Source organism: Pseudomonas salicis (assembly GCF_057128705.1).
Window position 1 is genome coordinate 946,231 of record NZ_JBSKHU010000002.1, and the last position, 18,992, is coordinate 965,222.

Annotated in this window: 17 protein-coding genes and 1 tRNA gene; 12 read left to right on the forward strand and 6 right to left on the reverse strand. The window is 61.3% G+C overall.

From position 1 onward, the window contains the following. Positions 1-12: 12 nt before the first annotated feature. Entirely contained in the window at positions 13-648 is a 636-nt protein-coding gene (locus tag ACWKWE_RS10565) for a TetR/AcrR family transcriptional regulator (RefSeq protein WP_483850446.1), read from the forward strand. A 2-nt stretch (positions 649-650) separates the two neighbouring features. Then, the gene (locus tag ACWKWE_RS10570; protein ID WP_166597269.1) at positions 651-1,361 is read left to right on the forward strand and encodes a glutathione binding-like protein; all 711 of its coding nucleotides are present in this window, start codon (positions 651-653) and stop codon (positions 1,359-1,361) included. Between the two features lie 9 nt (positions 1,362-1,370). Here the strand turns inward: ACWKWE_RS10570 and ACWKWE_RS10575 are convergent, their stop codons facing one another. From ACWKWE_RS10575 to ACWKWE_RS10585, 3 genes are all read right to left on the reverse strand, one after another. Further along, positions 1,371-2,237 carry a methylenetetrahydrofolate reductase gene (locus ACWKWE_RS10575; RefSeq protein ID WP_483850447.1) on the reverse strand — a complete coding sequence of 289 codons (867 nt, stop codon included), beginning with the start codon at positions 2,235-2,237 and terminating at the stop codon, positions 1,371-1,373. 38 nt (positions 2,238-2,275) lie between these two features. Further along, positions 2,276-2,932, reverse strand: a complete 657-nt coding sequence (locus ACWKWE_RS10580; RefSeq protein WP_483850448.1) for a class I SAM-dependent methyltransferase — start codon at positions 2,930-2,932, stop codon at positions 2,276-2,278. A gap of 114 nt (positions 2,933-3,046) precedes the next feature. Next, on the reverse strand, positions 3,047-5,104 hold the full coding sequence (locus tag ACWKWE_RS10585; RefSeq protein ID WP_166597272.1) for a methyl-accepting chemotaxis protein: 2,058 nt from the start codon (positions 5,102-5,104) through the stop codon (positions 3,047-3,049). A 443-nt stretch (positions 5,105-5,547) separates the two neighbouring features. Between ACWKWE_RS10585 and ACWKWE_RS10590 the strand changes: the two genes are divergently transcribed. The 6 genes from ACWKWE_RS10590 (at position 5,548) to ACWKWE_RS10615 (ending at position 11,618) form a co-directional block, all read left to right on the forward strand. Then, positions 5,548-5,624, forward strand: a tRNA-Met gene (locus ACWKWE_RS10590). A 134-nt stretch (positions 5,625-5,758) separates the two neighbouring features. Further along, the gene (locus ACWKWE_RS10595) at positions 5,759-6,103 is read left to right on the forward strand and encodes a bacteriocin (protein ID WP_341962022.1); all 345 of its coding nucleotides are present in this window, start codon (positions 5,759-5,761) and stop codon (positions 6,101-6,103) included. A gap of 71 nt (positions 6,104-6,174) precedes the next feature. Next, entirely contained in the window at positions 6,175-6,879 is a 705-nt protein-coding gene (locus ACWKWE_RS10600) for a hypothetical protein (protein WP_483850449.1), read from the forward strand. Positions 6,880-7,133: 254 nt separating this feature from the next. After that, entirely contained in the window at positions 7,134-8,372 is a 1,239-nt protein-coding gene (locus ACWKWE_RS10605; protein ID WP_483850450.1) for an MFS transporter, read from the forward strand. Further along, a complete protein-coding gene (locus ACWKWE_RS10610) occupies positions 8,365-10,023 on the forward strand; it encodes a thiamine pyrophosphate-binding protein (RefSeq protein ID WP_483850451.1) in 1,659 nt (552 codons plus the stop codon). The genes ACWKWE_RS10605 and ACWKWE_RS10610 overlap by 8 nt, the downstream gene beginning before the upstream one ends. 14 nt (positions 10,024-10,037) lie before the next feature. Further along, on the forward strand, positions 10,038-11,618 hold the full coding sequence (locus tag ACWKWE_RS10615; RefSeq protein ID WP_483850452.1) for an aldehyde dehydrogenase (NADP(+)): 1,581 nt from the start codon (positions 10,038-10,040) through the stop codon (positions 11,616-11,618). Here ACWKWE_RS10615 and ACWKWE_RS10620 read toward each other — a convergent pair. Together ACWKWE_RS10620 and ACWKWE_RS10625 are read right to left on the reverse strand one after the other, a co-directional pair. Continuing rightward, a complete protein-coding gene (locus ACWKWE_RS10620; RefSeq protein ID WP_166597278.1) occupies positions 11,608-12,540 on the reverse strand; it encodes a LysR family transcriptional regulator in 933 nt (310 codons plus the stop codon). The two genes, ACWKWE_RS10615 and ACWKWE_RS10620, sit on opposite strands and share 11 nt — an antisense overlap. A gap of 129 nt (positions 12,541-12,669) precedes the next feature. Next, positions 12,670-13,269, reverse strand: a complete 600-nt coding sequence (locus ACWKWE_RS10625) for a flavin reductase family protein (protein ID WP_483850453.1) — start codon at positions 13,267-13,269, stop codon at positions 12,670-12,672. Between the two features lie 184 nt (positions 13,270-13,453). Here ACWKWE_RS10625 and ACWKWE_RS10630 point away from each other — a divergent pair, with 184 nt between their 5' ends. The 4 genes from ACWKWE_RS10630 to ACWKWE_RS10645 are packed head-to-tail and all read left to right on the forward strand — an operon-like array spanning position 13,454 to position 16,121. Further along, the gene (locus ACWKWE_RS10630; protein ID WP_166597280.1) at positions 13,454-13,591 is read left to right on the forward strand and encodes a hypothetical protein; all 138 of its coding nucleotides are present in this window, start codon (positions 13,454-13,456) and stop codon (positions 13,589-13,591) included. Further along, the gene (gene aztA, locus ACWKWE_RS10635; protein ID WP_166597281.1) at positions 13,588-14,340 is read left to right on the forward strand and encodes a zinc ABC transporter ATP-binding protein AztA; all 753 of its coding nucleotides are present in this window, start codon (positions 13,588-13,590) and stop codon (positions 14,338-14,340) included. Before ACWKWE_RS10630 ends, aztA begins: the two co-directional genes overlap by 4 nt. Continuing rightward, on the forward strand, positions 14,337-15,206 hold the full coding sequence (locus ACWKWE_RS10640; RefSeq protein WP_166597282.1) for a metal ABC transporter permease: 870 nt from the start codon (positions 14,337-14,339) through the stop codon (positions 15,204-15,206). The genes aztA and ACWKWE_RS10640 overlap by 4 nt, the downstream gene beginning before the upstream one ends. Positions 15,207-15,233: 27 nt before the next feature. After that, positions 15,234-16,121, forward strand: a complete 888-nt coding sequence (locus ACWKWE_RS10645) for a metal ABC transporter substrate-binding protein (protein ID WP_483850454.1) — start codon at positions 15,234-15,236, stop codon at positions 16,119-16,121. 107 nt (positions 16,122-16,228) lie between these two features. Here ACWKWE_RS10645 and mdeB read toward each other — a convergent pair whose 3' ends face one another. Next, entirely contained in the window at positions 16,229-18,934 is a 2,706-nt protein-coding gene (mdeB, locus tag ACWKWE_RS10650; RefSeq protein WP_483850455.1) for an alpha-ketoglutarate dehydrogenase, read from the reverse strand. Positions 18,935-18,992: the final 58 nt, after the last annotated feature.

Below are 18,992 nucleotides of genomic sequence, written 5' to 3' on the forward strand. Positions count from 1 at the left end.
AGGACATCAGCGATGGCAAGACCAAGAGAATTCGATGAACAGGCTGTGCTCGACGCCGCGATCCAGTGCTTTTGGGCAAAGGGTTTCGAAGCGACATCAATGCGTGACCTGATCGAATGCATGGGGATCACCGGCGCCAGCGTCTACAACGCATTCGGTGACAAACGCGGCCTTTACCGCAGGGCATTGGCGCACTACCTGGAAAGCAGCTTTGGTGAACGGGTGGTGCGGCTAGAAAGAACGCTTGCTCCGCGCCTGGCGATTGAAACCTTCTTCGTCGAAATCATCGACCGCTCGATGAGTGATGTTCATCACCGCGGCTGCATGATGGTGAACTCGGCCCTTGAAGCCGTACCAGACGCGCCTGATGCACAGGAAATCATCGATGACTTCCTGACGCGGGCCGAGGCGTTTTTCTACCGTTGCGTGGCAGCGGGCCAGGCTGACGGCAGTATTTCCCGGTCGCTTTCGGCTATGGATGTCAGCGGTCTGTTGCTCGGCGTATTGCTCGGCATCCGCGTCCTGGCCCGCGCCCGGCCACAGCGCCCCTTGCTGGAAAGCGTCGTAAGGCCCGTGCTTGCTTTGCTCGACGCAGACATATCCCACACACACGCAACTCCCCTTCACTCGTTTGCCACGGAATCTTAGCGATGATCGAGCTTTACTACTGGCCAACCCCCAACGGTCACAAAATCACTCTATTTCTCGAAGAGGTCGGGCTGGAATACCGCATTCATCCCGTCGATATCAGCGCCGGGGATCAGTTCAAACCCGACTTTCTGGCGTTCTCGCCGAACAACCGGATGCCCGCGATCATCGACACGGCCCCTGCCGACGGTGGCGAGCCGATTACGGTTTTCGAATCGGGTGCGATTCTGCTGTACCTGGCAGAAAAGACCGGACGATTCCTGCCAACCGATGTGCGCGGCAAGAAAACCGTCACCGAATGGCTAATGTGGCAGATGGGCGGGCTGGGACCCATGGCGGGTCAGAATCATCACTTTGGGGTGTATGCCCCGGAAAAGCTGCCCTATGCGATCACCCGTTACGTCAATGAGACCAACCGCTTGTATGGCGTTTTGAACCGCCGTCTCGAAGGCCGGGCGTTCATCGGCGGGGAAGCGTATTCCATCGCGGACATGGCGGCATACCCGTGGGTGGTGCCATGGCAGCGCCAGCAACAGAATCTGGATGATTTCCCGAACCTGAAACGCTGGTTCCAGACGATTCAGGCACGCCCCGCCACGGCTCGCGCTTACGCACAGGGGGAGGCCCTGTCGAAAAACCGCGCCTCCGTCACCGAAGAGGGCAAGAAGATTCTGTTCGGCCAGACCGCCACGAACGCGCCGAAACCTGACTGACAGCGTCGCTCAGCCCAAAGCCTGACGCTCAAAGGTTTGCAGCCATTCGACGGCCTTGGGCACATCGCCCAGTGGATACAAATGCAAGCGAACCTCTCCGAGATTTCGCTGCTCCAGCACTTGCATCAGTTCAGTCAGAAAGCGTTCAGGCCCTTCGGTGCCCAACAGCGATGTGACGTGCCAGCCATAGCGCTGGAGCAACTGGGCTGACGTTCCGACCCGGCATTGTTTGGCGAACCGCAAAATGCCAGTCAGCGACGATGGGCTGGGAATGCCGACGCGAATCGGAACATTCAGACCAGCCTGTCGGACTTTTTCGATCCACGTGACGACTGCTTGGCTGTCGAATGACAGCTGGGTGGTGATTTCGACGTCGAAGCCTCTCTCGCGCAGCGCAGCGATTTTCCGCGTCAGGTAATCCCACAAGACCTCATCCCGGATATGCGGGTGGCCTTCCGGATAGCCAGGCACGCCGACCATCGGCACGTCGAGCCCGTCCAGGAGCCCGCTGCCAATCAGCTCCAGCGAGTCGCTGAACGGCCCTTGCGGCACCTGCGGATCACCCCCCACCAGAAATATCCCCGTTAACGGCGCACTGGCCATCGCCTGCTCCAGAAATGACTGAAGCACGGAGTGCGAGGTAATTCGTCGAGAAGAAATGATCGGTCTTGGGCTGACACGGCCTGCGATCAACGCCTGAACAGCGGCCAGCCGTTGCTCGAAACTCTCGCTCCCCAAGAAAGCGATATTGACGGGTGTTCCAGGGGGTAGAGCCGCCATGGCCCGGCCCATCTGCACAGCGTCTTTGGCGGTCGTCTCCAGTGAAAAGCCCTGAAATAGGGTTGTCCGGATCGAAGGAATCGTCACAGCATTCATTTTTTTATTGTGCTCTTGAGGCATCACCATTGAATGGCTCAGACAATCGGTTGCGCTGCGCGAAACAGCAATACACATCCTTCACGCTTGAGGGTCACGTCACGGAAGTGTTCGCGCAGACGGCCCTCGAACCCAGCTTCGGTGTCGTGCCGGTTACCAAAAATGCCCTTTTTGTTGTACACGGCCATGAGCTTGCGGCCAAAGGCATTGTGCCCGGCCTCATCCCCCAGAATCGTCGCGCCGAACAGCACGCCGTCCGGCTGCAAATTGTGCTTGAGGTGGCCGAAGATCGCCGCCTTGGCATCCAGCGGCCCCGGCAGACAATGCAGCAAGTAGAAAAGGGAAATCGAATCGAAACGCTGGTCGCCCGGGATGGGCTTGAAGACGTCGTGCTGGATCGTGCGAGTCCCCGGTCGAGCGATGCGCCGTTTGGCGGCTTCAAGGCTGCTGGGGTTAAGGTCGAGCAGGGTGATCTGGGTTTGCGAGGAGAGTTGCGTCTTTGCCAGGTAGTAGCCCGTGCCCACACCGATGTCCAAATGACGCGGGCGCACGTTGGCGCGAAAGAACGGCAGCAACACAGTTTGGGTCGGACAACGCCATGCATAGCGATTGGAGATTCCGAGCACCCATGCGTCATACAGAGCCAACGTCAGCGGCGAATACACCGCGGCGCCGGCGGCACTACTGTCAGTCATGAGGGGAGCCTTGAATGAATGAGTCAGCGGCGATAAAACCGATGACCCACCCCCATCGTCAAGACTTTTTGTATTTCAACCTCGCCGTGTCGCGTCGGCCGGACACTGGACGGGTCATCCCAACTGAAACCTGGACGTGTTATCGCTCAACGCCCGACTGCCTTTGCTCAGGGTGTCAGCGGCGTGATTCACCGCCCTCGCGCCATCGAGCAGACGCCCGGCGGCCTGGTCCACCTGCTGGATATTGCCGCTGACTTCATCGGCCGTCGCAGCTTGCTCCTCCACGGCGGTGGCGATCTGCGCCAGCGTGTCGGTGACGATCTGCACCGCACTGGCAATCTCGCCCAGACGCTCGCCAAGACCGGTGACCGATTGCGCGTCGGTAATCGCCTGGCCACAGGCGGCTTCCATCAGACTCACCGCCTGGCTCACCGTGGCGCGCAGACTGTCGACCGTCCCGGCGATCTGCGCGGTGGAGGCCTGCGTGCGTTGCGACAGGCTGCGCACTTCATCTGCCACGACCGCAAACCCTCGGCCCTGCTCTCCCGCCCGGGCGGCCTCGATCGCTGCGTTGAGCGCCAGCAGGTTGGTCTGTTCGGCGATGCCGCGAATGGTGTCGACCACTGACTGAATCTGCTGCCCTTGCTCACTGACTTTGCCCAGCGCGTTGGCGGTATCGGTCAGGCGTTGATTGAGTTGCTGGATGCTGGCGGTGGTGCGCACGCTGTCACGGCTGCTGTCTTCGGCAATGCGGCGGGTCTGCTGAGCACTGCCAGACGCTTCCTCACAGCTCTTGGCGACACCGAGAGAAGTCGCCGCGAGTTGAGTGGCGGCAGCAGCGATCTGGCTGATCTGCTGTTGTTGATCTTCGACTTCGTTCAACGTGCTGCCCGCCTGCGAGTTGAGCGTGACCACCGCCGAACCCAACTGCTGCGTTTCATGGTTGACGCCCAGCAGGCTGGAGCGCAGCTGCACCACCGCCACGTTCAACGCCGTGCTAATGGCCGCCAGCTCGTCACGGCCCTCAACAGCGACTTCGACACACAGGTTGCCGTCACGCAGAGACTCCGCCAAGGTGGTGATGCCTTTGGCGCTGCGACGAATCGACGCCTGCAAACACATGAACAGATACAACGCGGCCAGCGCCAGGACGCTGAAAATTGCAGCGACCGGGATGAACTGCTTGATCGCCCGGTCGTGGTAGTAATCCAGACGACTGTCGAGGGCGTTCAACGACTGATTGCGCAACGTCGACAGGGCTTCGAGGACGCTATCGACACTGCGCTCGAACCCGGCGGTGTCGAGCTTGATGCTCCCGCCGAAGACGCCGTCATCCAGCACTTTCAGCTCGGTGTCGAGGCGCTGGAGGCTGTCGTTGTAGGCCCGGGTCCACGGCTCCATGCCGGGGTAAGCTTTCGCCTGGAGCGACGCAGCGGCCTTGACCAGTTGGTCGCGAGCATCGGTGATGCGCCCGCGTAGATCGCGCATCTGCAAACGGCTTTGCAGGGTGAACTGGCCCGACGCGATGGAGGACTGACCGATACTGGCCATGCGACCGATACGCTCGATCAAATCAGGCGCCTGTTGCGTGGAGACTTGCATCAGCAGGTAGGTTTCGAGCCATGGATCAAGAATCAGGCCGTTGTCCATGGCGATCTGCTCACGCAGGCTCTGCAACCCTGTCAACGCGGAAGTGAAGCGGTCGTAACCGTCCGGCCACCAGCCGATCGTCCGCAGAGATTCGGAATCCATCCCCTTCACCAGCGCCTGCAACGCCTGAAAGCGCGCCAGCGTGTCCGGGCCAGCCTTACGTGCATTGAGCTCATCGCCCACTTTGGCAAGCGTTTGCATCAGGACCGGATTGCCCGCATCCAGCGCCGCCATGGCGGCTTTGGCTGCCGGGGTTGGATCGTGGAGGATATCGGCCGCCTTCCAGCGGGCGGCGAGATTGCGCTGAGACGTCAGTTGCGCATCCAGTGCATCCAGCGCCAGCAATTGGCGCACCCCGGATTGCTCGCCGGAAATGACCGCCAGTTTGCTGCGGTAATCCTGTCCAATCATCCATAAGCTGCCGGCCAGCGGCAGCATGAACAGGAAGAAAAGCACCTGAAACTTGCGTGCAAACCCGAAACGTCCGAGCAGGCGGATTCCTGGCGACAAAAGACTTTGCATGTCCGACGACTCCTCACGGACAACCCGCTGTCGCGGCTTGTGACCACTACAGCTGCTGCCTCACATTCTTACCGGCAAAATGCCATGTCTCTGTTTCAAAAACGACAACCACCCGTCCCCTATGCCGGGGATCGATCGGCGGTGTCAAATCAATGCGCCAACGCCCCGCACCGGGGCTAACCATAGGGCAGGCATAAGCAAGAAACGGACCGATAGCAAGACGCCATCTAAATGGGCGCACGAACAAAGACAGTGCACTTCACATGCACAAAAGTGGGGCAAAAACACACAAGCCGCGCTGTAAAGATGTCACCCGGTGACGGCCGCTCAGCGTTATGCGCAAAGGATTCGGACTGAAAACCCTAACCGCTTGATCACACGCATAAATTTTTTGGAGAGACGCTTGACACATCTTCAATCTGAGCGAATAATGCGCGCCACTTGGCTACATAGCTCAGTTGGTTAGAGCATAGCATTCATAATGCTGGGGTCCGGGGTTCAAGTCCCTGTGTAGCCACCAAGTACCTCAACAAAGCCCGCCTCGTGCGGGCTTTGTTGTTTCTGGGTGTCCGACACGTGCTGCTCATGGCCCTGTCAGTCCAGACATCTCTGGTCCAATCAGCCCATCACCCTGTCTCTTCCGAGGTCGAATTCATGCGCTTCACACTTCCTGCACTGGTTCTAGGTCTTCTGATTTCCCAAGCCGCGATGGCAGGCAGCACCAACACCGCGATTGGTGGCGGTCTGGGCGGTGCGCTGGGGAACGTCGTCGGTCAAAAGATGGGCGGCAGCAATGGCGCGGTCGTCGGTGCGGGCCTGGCAGGCGCGGCGGGCAGTGCCGTCGGCGCGAAAAAAGGCCACAAGACTCGCGCAGCCATCGGCGGCGGCCTGGGCGGCGCGGCGGGTTCAGTCATTGGCAACAAGTTGGGCGGCAGTACGGGCGGGACCATCGGCGCAGGTTTGGGTGGCGCAGCGGGTGGTGCTCTGGGCGGTAAATAATTTACCCTCCTTCGCGAAACGCCGGATGCGCGTTTCGCGATCAACCCCGTTAATGAAGCAATGGATGTTCAATGTCTGATTCCCACACCGACGTAGCAGCGCCTGCACTCTCCTCCAAGCAGGCTTACGAAGACGCCATCAATCTTTCACAGCATGTGCCGCAGGCGAAAACCATCAGCGAAATGGTCCTCGACGCCTTTCATAGCGCCAAGGAAAGCGATCAGATTCGTGAATTGCGCGCCGCCATCCGTCAGGCCCACGACCGTTTCGATGACGATCAGGCCTACGAATTGATGGGTCAGCTGAAACAGTTGAAAGACGCTGAAGCCGCCGACATGGCCGCTCTGGAAGACCTGAGCACGAAATTCCCGATCAGCCGGATTCTGTCCAGTTACAAGGATGACCCGAGCTTTCAAGAGTTGGTCTACAGCCTGGCGCTGAAAGTCCTGAACCAGACGCATCAGGCCGTCAGCAACCCGAGCGGCGGCAAGAGCAAGGCCGCGCGGGTCAAAAAAGAAGCCGAAGTGTTCATCATCAGCAAGGACGGCGCCAGCGTCACCCTGCCCCTGCGCACCCTACGCTCCAAGGCTAACGCCGACCGCGAAGCGTTCGAGTTCCTGGGCTTCACCTTCGTCGGTGAAGGCGACGAAGCCGAATTGCAGAACGAAATGTTCGTCGACAAAGACGGCAACGAGCAGCCTGCCACGCGCAAGAACATCGTCACTGCGATTCAGCAGCAGACGGCGTTCGAAGGGTTTAGCGCGGTTCAGCAGTAAGCTTGAATACAGTGACATGACCTCTGTAGCAGCACGGCTTGCCGGCGGTGGCGGTGTCAAGGAAGCCACCGTCGGCAAGCCGTGCTGCTACAGCTAGCCTCCCACACCTCTCCCCATCCCCCCGCATACCAGCTATGCACCCCACGCTATTCGCCCCACCCCGCCGCTCTCACATACTCGCTGCATGATGTCGCCGCCTGTGCGCATCTATCCAGATTCCAATAACAACAGCGCAGCAGCGCGATGGAGTATCTATGTCGTGGTACGGCAGTATGGCGCCCAGCCAGAAACGAACGTTTTGGGCGTGTTTCATGGGGTGGGCGCTGGATGCGATGGATGTCCAGCTGTTTGCCTTCGTGATCCCCACCTTGCTCGCGGTCTGGGGCATGACCAAGGCCGAAGCGGGTGTGATCGGCACGTCGGCGTTGATCGCTTCGGCCATCGGCGGGGTGCTGGCGGGGTTGCTCGCGGATCGCATCGGTCGAGTCAAAGTTCTGAAGCTGGCGATCCTTTGGTTTTCCTTGTTCACCGGGCTATCGGCCTTCACCGACTCCTTTCATCAACTGTTGCTGACCCGCAGCCTGCAAGGCCTGGGCTTTGGTGGCGAATGGGCGGCGGGCGCGGTGCTGATTGGCGAGGTGGTCGACAAACGCATTCGCGGTCGCGCAGTGGGATCGGTCCAGGCGGGCTGGCCTGTGGGTTATGCGCTGGCCGCCTTGGCGTACTGGGTGACGTTCAACCTGTTGCCTGAGCACGACGCCTGGCGCGTGCTGTTTCTGATCGGGCTGCTGCCGGGCTTTCTGGTGCTGTGGATGCGCCGCAACATCGCCGAATCCGAGGCTTTCGAGGCCGCTGCGCAATACCGGGCGACGACGTCCCTGTGGACCAACTTCGCGCTGATCTTTTCGCCCGGGGTCTTCCCGCTGACAGCGATGGCCTCGCTGATGGCCGCGGGCGCACTGGGTGGCAACTACACGATTCTCACCTGGCTGGTCACTTACCTGCGAGAGACCCAGGGCCTGACCGTAAGCATGACCACGCTGTACCTGGCCGTGAACATCTTTGGCTCGTTCTGCGGTTACGTCGGCATGGCGTACCTGAGCGATTACCTGGGGCGGCGCAAGACCTTCGCCCTGTCCGCCGCCGGTGCAACCGTCACCGTTCTGGTCTACACCCAATTGCACCTGCCGATGTGGAGCCTGCTGTTGCTGGGCTTCCCGCTGGGGTTGTTTCAGTCCGGCATCGTGTCGGGAATGGGCGCCTGTTTCACCGAGCTGTTCCCGGCGCAGATTCGCGGTACTGCCGGTGGCTTTTCCTACAATTTTGGTCGCGGAATCGGCGCGTTGGTGCCGGCCGGTGTCGGCCTGACCAGCGCCTCATTCGGGCTCGCGGCGTCGATTGGCGTATGGGCTGCGTGCTCGTATGTGCTGGTCTTCCTCGTCGCTCTCGTTCTGCCGGAAACCCGTAACAAGGAACTCGAAATCCATGTCTGATTCCAAAGCACCGCGTAATGGCGGCCAGATTCTCGTCGAAGCGCTGATCCGAAACGCCGTCGACACCCTTTATTGCGTTCCAGGCGAAAGCTACCTGCCAGTGCTCGACGCGCTGCACGACGCCACGTCCATCCGCACCATCGTCACCCGTCACGAAGGCGCCGCCTCGAACATGGCCGACGCCTACGGCAAGCTCACCGGGCGCCCCGGCATCTGCTTCGTGACACGCGGCCCTGGCGCTACTCACGCCAGCAATGGCGTGCACACCGCCAAACAGGACTCGACGCCGATGATTCTTTTCGTCGGCCAGATCGAGAGCCGCTTCAAGGGACGCGAAGCATTTCAGGAAGTCGATTACGTGCAGATGTTCGGTGGCCTGGCGAAGTGGGCCACCGAAATCGACAGCATCGAGCGCATCCCGGAGATCGTCAGCAAAGCCTTCAGCATCGCCCTGTCCGGCCGACCGGGGCCGGTGGTCATCGCCCTCCCTGAAGAAGTGTTGTTCGGCTCGGCCGATGTCGCTGACGCGCAGCCAGTGCGTGTCACCCATGCTGCGCCCGACGCCGCTGCGCTCGCTGAATTGCGCGATCTGCTCGCAGCGGCGAAACAGCCGTTGGTGATCGTCGGCGGCACCGGATGGGACGCCGAGTCGACGCAAGCCCTGCAGCGCTTCGTTCACGCCAATCACTTACCGGTGGCCGCATCGTTTCGTCGGCAGGACCTGTTCGATAACCGCGATCCCCACTACGTCGGCCAACTGGGTCTGGGCACCTCGCCAAAGCTGCTGGAGCGGGTCAAGACCAGCGATCTGTTGCTGGTGATCGGCTCGCGGCTGAGCGAAACGGTGTCCCAAGGCTACACGCTGATCGACAGCCCGACGCCGAAACAGCCGATGGTGCATGTGCATCCCGACCCGCAGGAGTTGAACCGGGTTTACCGTGCACAGCTGCCGATTCTGTCCTCACTGGGCACCTTCGCCCACGCGGCTGCGGCCCTCGAACCTGTTGCCAGCGGCGCCTGGAAAAGCTGGACCGACGCCGCCCGCGCCGATTATCTGGAGCACTCCACCCCGCCGCTGCCGCACCCGCAATTGGCGGGCGTGGACATGGGCTCGGTGGTCGCTCACCTGAACGAGGTGCTGCCGGACGACGCCGTCATGACCAACGGCGCCGGGAACTACACGGTCTGGGTGCATCGCTTCTACCGCTATCGCCGGCCCGCCACCGAACTGGCCCCCACTAACGGCGCCATGGGCTACGGTTTACCCGCCTCCATCGCCGCGAAACTGCACGCCCCCCAGCGCACAGTGGTCTGCTTCGCTGGCGACGGCTGTTTCATGATGTACCCTCAAGAGCTGGCCACAGCGCTGCAATACAACGCGCCGATAGTGGTCATTGTGGTAAACAACGGCATGCTTGCGACCATTCGCATGCACCAGGAGCGCGAATACCCGGGGCGCGTATCAGCCACCGAGCTGGCCAACCCGGACTTTATCGCCCTGGCCCAATCCTTCGGGGCACATGCCGAGCGGGTCGAACGCAGCGAAGATTTTCCTGCTGCCTTCCAGCGTGCGCAGAAAGCACGCGTTGCGGCGCTGATCGAGTTGCGCGTCGACCCTCGGCAGATCACCCCCCAGGCTCGTCTTGATTAAGAGGTGTTGCGCACATGCAGATTCTTGGTGAAACGATCATCGGTCAACGGGCCGTACGCGGTCAGGCAGGCGAGGTGTTCGCCCTCGCCGCGACAACGGGCGAGCAACTGACCCCGTCCTTCGGCGCCAGCACAGCGCAAGATGTCGATGCCGCATGCGAGCTGGCCGAGGCCTCGTTCGACCGCTACCGGCAATTGGGCGATGAACAACGCGCCGTCTTTCTCGACGCGATCGCTCAGGGTCTGCTGGAGTTGGGCGACACGCTGATCGAGCGCGTTCATCTGGAAAGCGGCCTGCCAAAGCCCCGCCTGGAAGGCGAGCGGATGCGCACTGTCAATCAGCTTAAGCTCTTCGCCAGCCTGCTTCGCGACGGGCGTTGGCACGGTGCCGTGATCGATACAGCCCTGCCAGATCGCCAACCGCTGCCCCGAGCTGACTTGCGCCAGCGGCGTATTGCCGTAGGCCCGGTGGCTGTGTTCGGCGCCAGCAACTTTCCGCTGGCGTTTTCGGTGGCCGGGGGCGACACCGCATCGGCCTTGGCCGCGGGTTGCCCGGTGATCGTCAAGGCGCACCCGGCGCATCTCGGCACCAGTGAACTGGTCGCCCGAGTCATCCAGAAAGCCGCCAAGGACACCGGCATGCCGGAAGGCGTGTTCTCGATGCTGATCGACAAGGACATCGCCGTGGGTCAGGGGCTCGTCAGCCACCCGCTCATCCAGGCGGTGGGTTTTACCGGATCGCGTCGCGGCGGCCTGGCCCTTGTCGCCGCTGCGCAAGCGAGGCCTGTGCCGATCCCGGTCTACGCCGAGATGAGCAGCATCAACCCTGTGTTTTTGCTGCCAGCGGCGTTGTCTGCGCGGACCGAAAACATTGCCAGGGGATTCGTCGACTCGCTGGTGCTAGGCGCAGGCCAGTTCTGCACCAACCCCGGCATTCTGCTCGCCCTGGAAAGCGATGCGCTGGAACGCTTTGTATCTGCGGCTGCCACGGCGCTGTCTGACAAAACGCCTAGCACCATGCTGACGCCCAACATTCACGGCGCCTACTGCAACGGCCTGAACACTCTGCACAAGGCTGCTGGCGTGACCTTGGTCGCCGAGGGCAGAGAAGCCGAAGGCGCGTTCCAGGCGAAGCCGGCGTTTTTTCGCACCGACTCGGCGACCTTCCTCGCCAATCCGGGGCTGGAAGACGAAAACTTCGGCCCCAGCGCACTGTTGGTTGTTTGCAAGGACGCCGCTGACCTGCAAAAAGTCGCCGCGAAATTCGACGGCCAACTGACCGTCACCCTGCACTACGACGAGGGCGACAACGCTATCGCGCAGGCACTGCTGCCGACACTGGAGCGCAAGGCTGGGCGCATCCTGTTCAATGACTGGCCGACCGGCGTTGAGGTGAGCTATTCGATGGTGCATGGCGGGCCGTTCCCCGCGACATCGGACAGCCGCAGCACGTCCGTCGGCGCGACGGCCATCGACCGCTTCCTGCGCCCCGTTTGCTATCAGAACGTGCCCGACGCCCTGCTGCCACCGGCGTTGCAGCAAGGCAACCCGCTGCACACCTGGCGTCTGGTCAACGGCCAACTGATCAAGGATTGATCAGCGTCGCTCCCGGCCACGCGCCCTGCTCGACCATGTCAGCGGCACGTTGCCGGATGATCTGCGTCACCGCCCACAGACCGTCGGCGGTGACGCGATTCTTCGGCCAGACAATCGCCACGGTGCGATGGATTTCCGGGTCCTCCAGACGATAGCTTTTCAGCCGCCCCGCCTTCACTTCTTCAACCACCGCCGCCTCCGGCAACACGGTGCACCCGCAATTCTCCAGCACCAGGCGCTTTGTGATGGAGATCGAGCCATCGCATTCCAGCGCGATATTCGCCGAAAAGCCGTAACGGTTCGCCAGCGACTCGACCATCATTCGCAAGCCGTGATGGGTGCTGGGCAAAATCAGCGGAATATCGCCCAGATCACGCACGGAAATCGCGTCACCCTTGAGCGGATAATTGGCAGGGGTGATCAGTTGCACGCCTTCGCTGAGCAACGGATCGAACTGCAACGCGCCGGGATGCTCCGGCAGGTACAGGATCGCGATGTCCACCGCGCCATCGCTCAACCGATTGAGAATGTCCGCCGCCAGCCCTTCGACAAAATGCACCTGCGTCAGCGGATACCGCGCCTTCAACGCATGCCCCAGGCTGCCAAACAGAATCCGCGCGATGGTCGGCTGCGCGGCGATGCACAACTTGGCCGGGCCTTGCTCGGCACTGTCGCGCATGGCCCGCTCGGCCTCGGCCAGGGTGTCGTTCAACGTGGTGGCGTAACCTAGCAACTGCTGACCCCGCGCGGTCAACGTCACCCCACGCCCGCTGCGATGAAACAGCCGCACCCCCAGCTCCGCCTCCAGCAACCCCACCCGCCGACTGACCGTTGACTGGTCCGCCCCCAGCTCCATCGCAGCCCGTGAGATGCTGCCGTTTTTGGCGACTTGAGCGAAGAGGGCGAGATCGTCTGAGTTCATGGGGGCTCCTGCGGAGGGGTTGGCATCGGGGCGACAGGGAATTTATCCGATGCCATTCAACGTTGCTTCATGTGATTTCAGCGGTTTCCTACAAAACTATGGGCCGCGATTGACAGACGCCTCTGAACCTCAGCGCTCCAGCACCTTCCCCACGACCTCATTCCCAATCACCAGAAAATGCCCGCCCGCGACGTGGTGCAGAGTGCGCAGAGCGTCATGACCCTCAAAGTGCCAGTGGCCGTCGGAGAACACGCGCTCGTCCGCCCACGCGGCGACGACTTCGCCGATGAACAGGTCGTATTGATTCTGGTTGTGCGGTTCGGGCATCAGGCGACATTCGAGCCATGCGGCGCAGCCTTCCAGCAACGGCGCCTGAACGATGTCGCCGTCGAAGGTTTCAAGACCGTACGCTTTGAACTTGTCCTGCTCATCTTCCCGGGAAATTTCCAGTCCCGAGGTCGAGCCAACCGTTTCGACGATATCGAGCTGGCTGACCGTGGGCATATTGATGACAAAGGTGCCGGAGCCTTCCAGCAGTTGCCGCGTCCATACCGATTTATCCAGCACGACAGTGACCTTCGGTGGCTGGAAATCCAGCGGCATGGCCCACGCGGCGGCCATGATATTGCGTTGTCCGTTGTAGGAAGCGCTGACGAGCACGGTAGGGCCGTGGTTGAGCAAGCGATAGCATTTGGCGAGAGGAACGGAGCGGCGATGGGTGGCGGACATGAATCTGATCCTGAAATACAAACGATGTCCTGAAGCTACAGGGTTTTGTTCTCGCCGCAAAACGCAGGCATTCCCCTCCTGTCGCCAAACTGTCGCAATCCTGAACCGTCCCCAAAAAGCCCTTCCCTGCGGCCTGAAAATAGTGATGTAATACTATAACAAAACATTTCAGGCACTTTCTTCCGTGAAATCCGCACCTCGACTTTCTCCGAATATCGCGTCGTCCGCCCTCGCTCAGTCCGCAGGCAAGCGGGTGCTGGTTTCATTGACGCTGCTCGCGCTGCTGTGGATTGGCATCGCGTGGGCGGTGGCGATTCCATGAGCGCAGCGATTGATCTGCATGACCTGACCGTGACGTACGAGCGCCGCCCTGCGGTCCATCATGTCAGTGGCCGTTTCGCAGCGGGCAGCCTGACGGCGATCGTCGGGCCAAACGGCGCGGGAAAATCCACGCTGATCAAGGCCATCGCGGGCACGTTGAAGCCTGCCGTCGGACGTGTGGATCGCGGCAGCCTGGCAACCCGGCACATCGGCTATCTGCCCCAGGCGGCGGAGATCGATCGCAGCTTTCCGTTGAGCGTTGCCGACACCGTAATGATGGGCGCCTGGCGCAGCATCGGTGCGTTTCGTGGCGCCACCCGCCAGCACGCCGAACAGGCGCGGCAGGCCTTGCTGGCCGTGGGCCTGGAAGGTTTCGAGCAACGCAGCATCAGCTCGTTGTCGTCCGGACAATTCCAGCGAGTGCTGTTCGCCCGCCTGTTGTTGCAGGACGCTTCAGTCATTCTGTTGGACGAACCTTTCACCGCCATCGACGCCCGCACCACCCGCGACCTGCTCAAGCTGATCAGCGGCTGGCACGGTCAGGGCCGCACCGTGATCGCCGTGCTGCATGACATCGAGCAGGTGCGCCAGCATTTCCCCAGCACGTTGCTGCTGGCGCGGGAAACCATCGCCTGGGGCAACACCGCCGACATCCTTCACGCCGACAACCTGCGCCGCGCCAAAAACATGGCCGAGCACTGGAATCCCGACGCGCAGCCCTGCGAAGTCGACGAGGAGGAGACGCTGTGACGCTCTATAGCTTGCTGATTCAGCCCTTTGTCGATTTCGGCTTTATGCGTCGTGCGCTCGTCGCCTGCCTCGCGCTAGGCATCGGTTCCGGCCCGGTAGGCGTGCTGCTGATGCTGCGCCGCATGAGCCTGGTGGGTGACGCGATGAGCCACGCCGTGTTGCCGGGCGCCGCAGTGGGCTTTCTGTTCGCAGGCCTGTCGCTGCCCGCCATGGGATTCGGTGGGTTGATCGCCGGGCTGGCCGTAGCGTTGCTGTCGGGTCTCGTGAGCCGCTTCACCACCTTGAAAGAGGACGCCAGCTTCGCGAGCTTCTACCTGACGTCGCTGGCGGCGGGTGTACTGATCGTCTCGCTGCACGGTTCTAACGTCGACCTGCTGCACGTGCTGTTCGGGACGATTCTGGCCATCGACGATCAGGCGATCTTCATGGTCGGCGCCATCGCATCGTTCACCTTGATCCTCTTGGCGCTGATCTACCGGCCCTTGATTCTGGAGTGCTTCGACCCCGGTTTTCTGCGCGCCATCGGCGGGCGTGGCTCGCTGTATCACGTGTTGTTTCTGCTGATGGTGGTGCTCAATCTGGTGGCCGGGTTCCAAGCCCTCGGCACCCTGATGGCGGTGGGCATGATGATGCTGCCCGCCACCGTCGCACGCTTCTGGTCGAACTCTCTGACCGGGATGATCGTGATTTCCACCGTGGTTGCCACGCTTTCGGGCTTCATCGGCCTGATCGTTTCCTACCACGCCAGCGTCGCGTCGGGCCCGGCCATCGTCCTGACGGCCAGCGCCTTCTACCTGTTCTCACTGTTCTTTGGACGCAGCGGTTTCCTACGCCGACTGTTCCCGAGGGTTCACCTGTCCGGCTGATCGTTCGCTCATCTCAAGGAAAACACCATGAAACGTTTGACGCTTCTGACCGCCGCTCTGGCGTTGTCGGGCCTGGCCAACTTCGCCCAGGCAAAAACCCTGGAAACCGTTGCATCGTTCACCGTTATCGCCGACATGGTGCATAACGTCGGCGGCAATCACGTGCACGTGACCTCGCTGATCGGCCCCAATGGCGACCCACACGTCTACGAACCCACCCCCAACGACGCCCAGTCGCTGAAAAAGGCCGACGTGGTCTTCGTCAGCGGCCTGCACCTGGAAGGCTGGCTGGATCGGTTGATCACAGCATCGGGCTACAAGGGCGAACCCGTGGTGCTGTCCAACGGCATCATGACCCGCAGCATGGAAGAGGACGGCGAGAAAATCACCGACCCGCATGCCTGGAACAGCGCGGTGAACGGCGTCGTCTACGTCAGAAACATCATCAAGGCGCTGCAGAAAGCCGACCCGGACAACGCAGCCGATTACAAAGCCAACGGTGAGAAATACATCGCTCAGTTGCAGGACATGGACGCCTATGCCCGCGCGCAGATCAACGCCATCCCCGTCGCACAGCGCAAAGTGCTGACATCCCACGACGCCTTCGGTTATTTCGGCGATGCGTATGGCGTGACCTTCCTGTCGCCCCTGGGCTTTTCCACCGAGACCGAAGCCTCGGCCGCGGACGTGGGCAAGCTGATCAACCAGATCAAACAGGAACATGTCAGCGCTTACTTCTTCGAAAACTCTGGCGATCCACGCTTGGTACAGCAAATTGCCAAAGCCAGCGGCGCGCACCCTGGAGGCGAGTTGTACGTGGAATCGTTATCCCCGGCGAACGGGCCTGCCACGACGTACGTGAAGATGTTTCGCTACAACGTCGACAAGCTGACAGCGGCGATGAAAGGGAAGTGATTTAAGCCCTTGGAACCGCCATCGCGAGCAAGCTCACTCCTACAGCGGAGCACGTTCACCCTGTAGGAGTGAGCACGCTCGCGAAGTGATCGTCGAAACGCCGCCACTCAGCAGCTCCACGACGCGTCGTTTTCAACCTCAATGCCATACCGGTCGATCACCTGCGCCGCGACTTCCGCTCCCAGTTTCCCCTCCCCCACCAACGCCGTCACCGCCGCCAGCACAATATGGTAACGATCCACTTCGAAGAAGCTGCGCAGCCTCGCACGGGTGTCACTGCGGCCAAAGCCGTCCGTGCCCAGCACTGTGTAATCGCTCATCACGTAAGACCCGATCAACTGCGGCACCGCTCGCACATAGTCGGAAACCGCCACCACCGGCGCGCCGGTTGGCAGGCATTCGTCAAGATGGCTGACACGTGGAACATCCCGGGGATGCAGCCGATTCCAGCGCTCCACCTCACGCGATTCCCGCGCCAGCTCGGTGTAGCTGGTGACGCTCCAGACCTCACTTTCGATCTGCCAGTCCTGCGCCAGCAGATCGGCCGCTGCAATCGCCTCACGTAACAACGTGCCTGAACCCAACAGCCGCACCTTGCCGACAGCGCCCTCCGCCGAGCGCTCGTCAAACCGATACAGGCCGCGAATAATCGACGCCTCGACACCCTCGGGCAACGTCGGCTGTGCGTAGTTTTCGTTCATCAGCGTGACGTAATAAAACTCGTCCACATCGCGCTCCAGCATCTGGCGCATGCCGTGATCCAGAATCACCGCAAACTCCCCCGCGAAAGCGGGATCGTAGGCTCGGCAGTTCGGCACGGTCGACGCCATCAAATGACTGGAGCCGTCCTGGTGCTGCAGCCCTTCGCCCCCCAGCGTCGTACGGCCTGCCGTAGCCCCCAGCAGAAAACCGCGAGCACGCTGATCGGCGGCGGCCCAGATCAGGTCGCCGACCCGCTGGAACCCGAACATCGAGTAATAGATGTAAAACGGCAGCATGCGCAGGCCGTGGGCGGAATAGCTGGTTGCCGCCGCGACCCACGAACTGATCGCCCCCGCCTCGCTGATGCCCTCCTCCAGAATCTGGCCGTTGGTGGCCTCGCGATAACTGAGGATCGAGCCGATGTCTTCCGGCTCATAGCGCTGCCCCACGCTGGAGTAAATCCCGATTTGCTTGAACAGATTGGCCATGCCGAACGTGCGCGCTTCGTCGGCCACGATCGGCACGACGCGTGGGCCGAGCTGTTTGTCTTTAAGGAGGTTGCCGAGCATGCGCACGAATGCCATGGTCGTCGACATCTCCTTGCCAGCGGCTTGAGTCGCGAAGCTGGCGTACTGTTCGCGCTCAGGCACTGCAACATCTTGCGCGACATTGCTGCGACTTGGCATCGAGCCGCCCAACGCCTGCCGGCGCTGGTGCAGGTAGCGCATTTCAGCGCTGTTCGCGTCGGGCTTGAGGAAGCTCAAACCGGCAGCATCATCGTCGGTAAGTGGCAGATGAAAACGGTCGCGGAAATTGATCAACGCCTCACGATCCAGTTTCTTCTGCTGGTGCGTGGTCATCTTGCCCTGACCCGCCTCGCCCATGCCGAAGCCCTTCTTGGTCTGCGCGAGGATCACCGTGGGTCGGCCTTTGTGCAGAGTCGCAGCCTGATAGGCAGCGAAGATTTTCACCAAGTCATGACCACCGCGTTTGAGCCGGTCGATCTGTTCGTCACTCAAACCTTCCGCCAGTTTGCTGAGTGCGTCGCTCTGACCGAAAAAGTGTTCGCGGTTGTAATGCCCATCTTTTGCCGCGAAGGTCTGGAACTGGCCATCGACGGTCTGCGACAGCGCACGCACCAGAGACCCGTCGTGATCCCGCGCAAACAACGCGTCCCAATCCGAGCCCCAGACCAGCTTGATGACATTCCAGCCCGCCCCGCTGAACAGTGCCTCCAGTTCGTCGATGATTCGCCCGTTTCCGCGCACCGGCCCGTCGAGGCGCTGCAAGTTGCAGTTGACCACCCACGTCAAATTGTCGAGGCGTTCGCGCGCTGCCAGCGTCAGCGCCGACATGCTTTCCGGCTCGTCCATTTCGCCGTCACCGAATACGCCCCAGACGTGGCGCGTCGAGGTGTCCTGCAAGCCGCGATGCTCCAGATAGCGCATGAACCGCGCCTGATAGATCGAACTGATTGGCCCAATGCCCATAGAGCCTGTGGGAAATTGCCAGAAGTCCGACATCAACCAAGGGTGTGGATAACTTGAAAGCCCACGCGCATTGGCCTTGGGTCCTCCTATTTCCTGACGGTAGTGAGCCAGATCGTTTTCGCTCAATCGTCCTTCGAGAAACGCCCGCGCATAAATGCCCGGCGCCGAATGCGGCTGGTAGAACACCAGATCGCCGCCGTCGTTACCCGTGCTAGCGCGGAAGAAGTGATTGAAGCCGACCTCGAACAAGTCCGCTGCACTGGCATAGCTGGCGATATGCCCGCCCAACTCGCCATAGGCCTGGTTGGCGCGGACCACCATCGCCAGCGCATTCCAGCGTATCAGGGAGGCCAAGCGCTCTTCGACGGCCAGATCGCCCGGAAACGCAGGCTGCTGCTCGACAGGAATGGTGTTGATGTAAGGGGTGCCCGGCGCCGGCTGCCAGCCGATCTTCGGATCGCGTGCCAGGTGCGTAAGCATGTCGAGAATCTCACGAGCGCGCTCGGGCCCGGCATGCTCGACCAGCGACAGCAGCGCGTCATGCCACTCGGTCATTTCCAACTGATCGTCATGGTTTTGTTCGGCAGCGGCTGCAGGAATGCGAGATTCGAAATGGCTCATGGACACCTCCGGTTCAATGAGGAAAAGTCTATGCTTGCGCACACAAATTTAATGACCG

Bases quoted from the DNA above. Each gene is read 5' to 3' on its own strand.
- ACWKWE_RS10565 (WP_483850446.1), top strand. From the start codon at position 13: ATGGCAAGACCAAGAGAATTCGATGAACAGGCTGTGCTCGACGCCGCG.
- ACWKWE_RS10570 (WP_166597269.1), top strand. From the start codon at position 651: ATGATCGAGCTTTACTACTGGCCAACCCCCAACGGTCACAAAATCACT.
- ACWKWE_RS10575 (WP_483850447.1), bottom strand. From the start codon at position 2,237: ATGAATGCTGTGACGATTCCTTCGATCCGGACAACCCTATTTCAGGGC.
- ACWKWE_RS10580 (WP_483850448.1), bottom strand. From the start codon at position 2,932: ATGACTGACAGTAGTGCCGCCGGCGCCGCGGTGTATTCGCCGCTGACG.
- ACWKWE_RS10585 (WP_166597272.1), bottom strand. From the start codon at position 5,104: ATGCAAAGTCTTTTGTCGCCAGGAATCCGCCTGCTCGGACGTTTCGGG.
- ACWKWE_RS10595 (WP_341962022.1), top strand. From the start codon at position 5,759: ATGCGCTTCACACTTCCTGCACTGGTTCTAGGTCTTCTGATTTCCCAA.
- ACWKWE_RS10600 (WP_483850449.1), top strand. From the start codon at position 6,175: ATGTCTGATTCCCACACCGACGTAGCAGCGCCTGCACTCTCCTCCAAG.
- ACWKWE_RS10605 (WP_483850450.1), top strand. From the start codon at position 7,134: ATGTCGTGGTACGGCAGTATGGCGCCCAGCCAGAAACGAACGTTTTGG.
- ACWKWE_RS10610 (WP_483850451.1), top strand. From the start codon at position 8,365: ATGTCTGATTCCAAAGCACCGCGTAATGGCGGCCAGATTCTCGTCGAA.
- ACWKWE_RS10615 (WP_483850452.1), top strand. From the start codon at position 10,038: ATGCAGATTCTTGGTGAAACGATCATCGGTCAACGGGCCGTACGCGGT.
- ACWKWE_RS10620 (WP_166597278.1), bottom strand. From the start codon at position 12,540: ATGAACTCAGACGATCTCGCCCTCTTCGCTCAAGTCGCCAAAAACGGC.
- ACWKWE_RS10625 (WP_483850453.1), bottom strand. From the start codon at position 13,269: ATGTCCGCCACCCATCGCCGCTCCGTTCCTCTCGCCAAATGCTATCGC.
- aztA (WP_166597281.1), top strand. From the start codon at position 13,588: ATGAGCGCAGCGATTGATCTGCATGACCTGACCGTGACGTACGAGCGC.
- ACWKWE_RS10645 (WP_483850454.1), top strand. From the start codon at position 15,234: ATGAAACGTTTGACGCTTCTGACCGCCGCTCTGGCGTTGTCGGGCCTG.
- mdeB (WP_483850455.1), bottom strand. From the start codon at position 18,934: ATGAGCCATTTCGAATCTCGCATTCCTGCAGCCGCTGCCGAACAAAAC.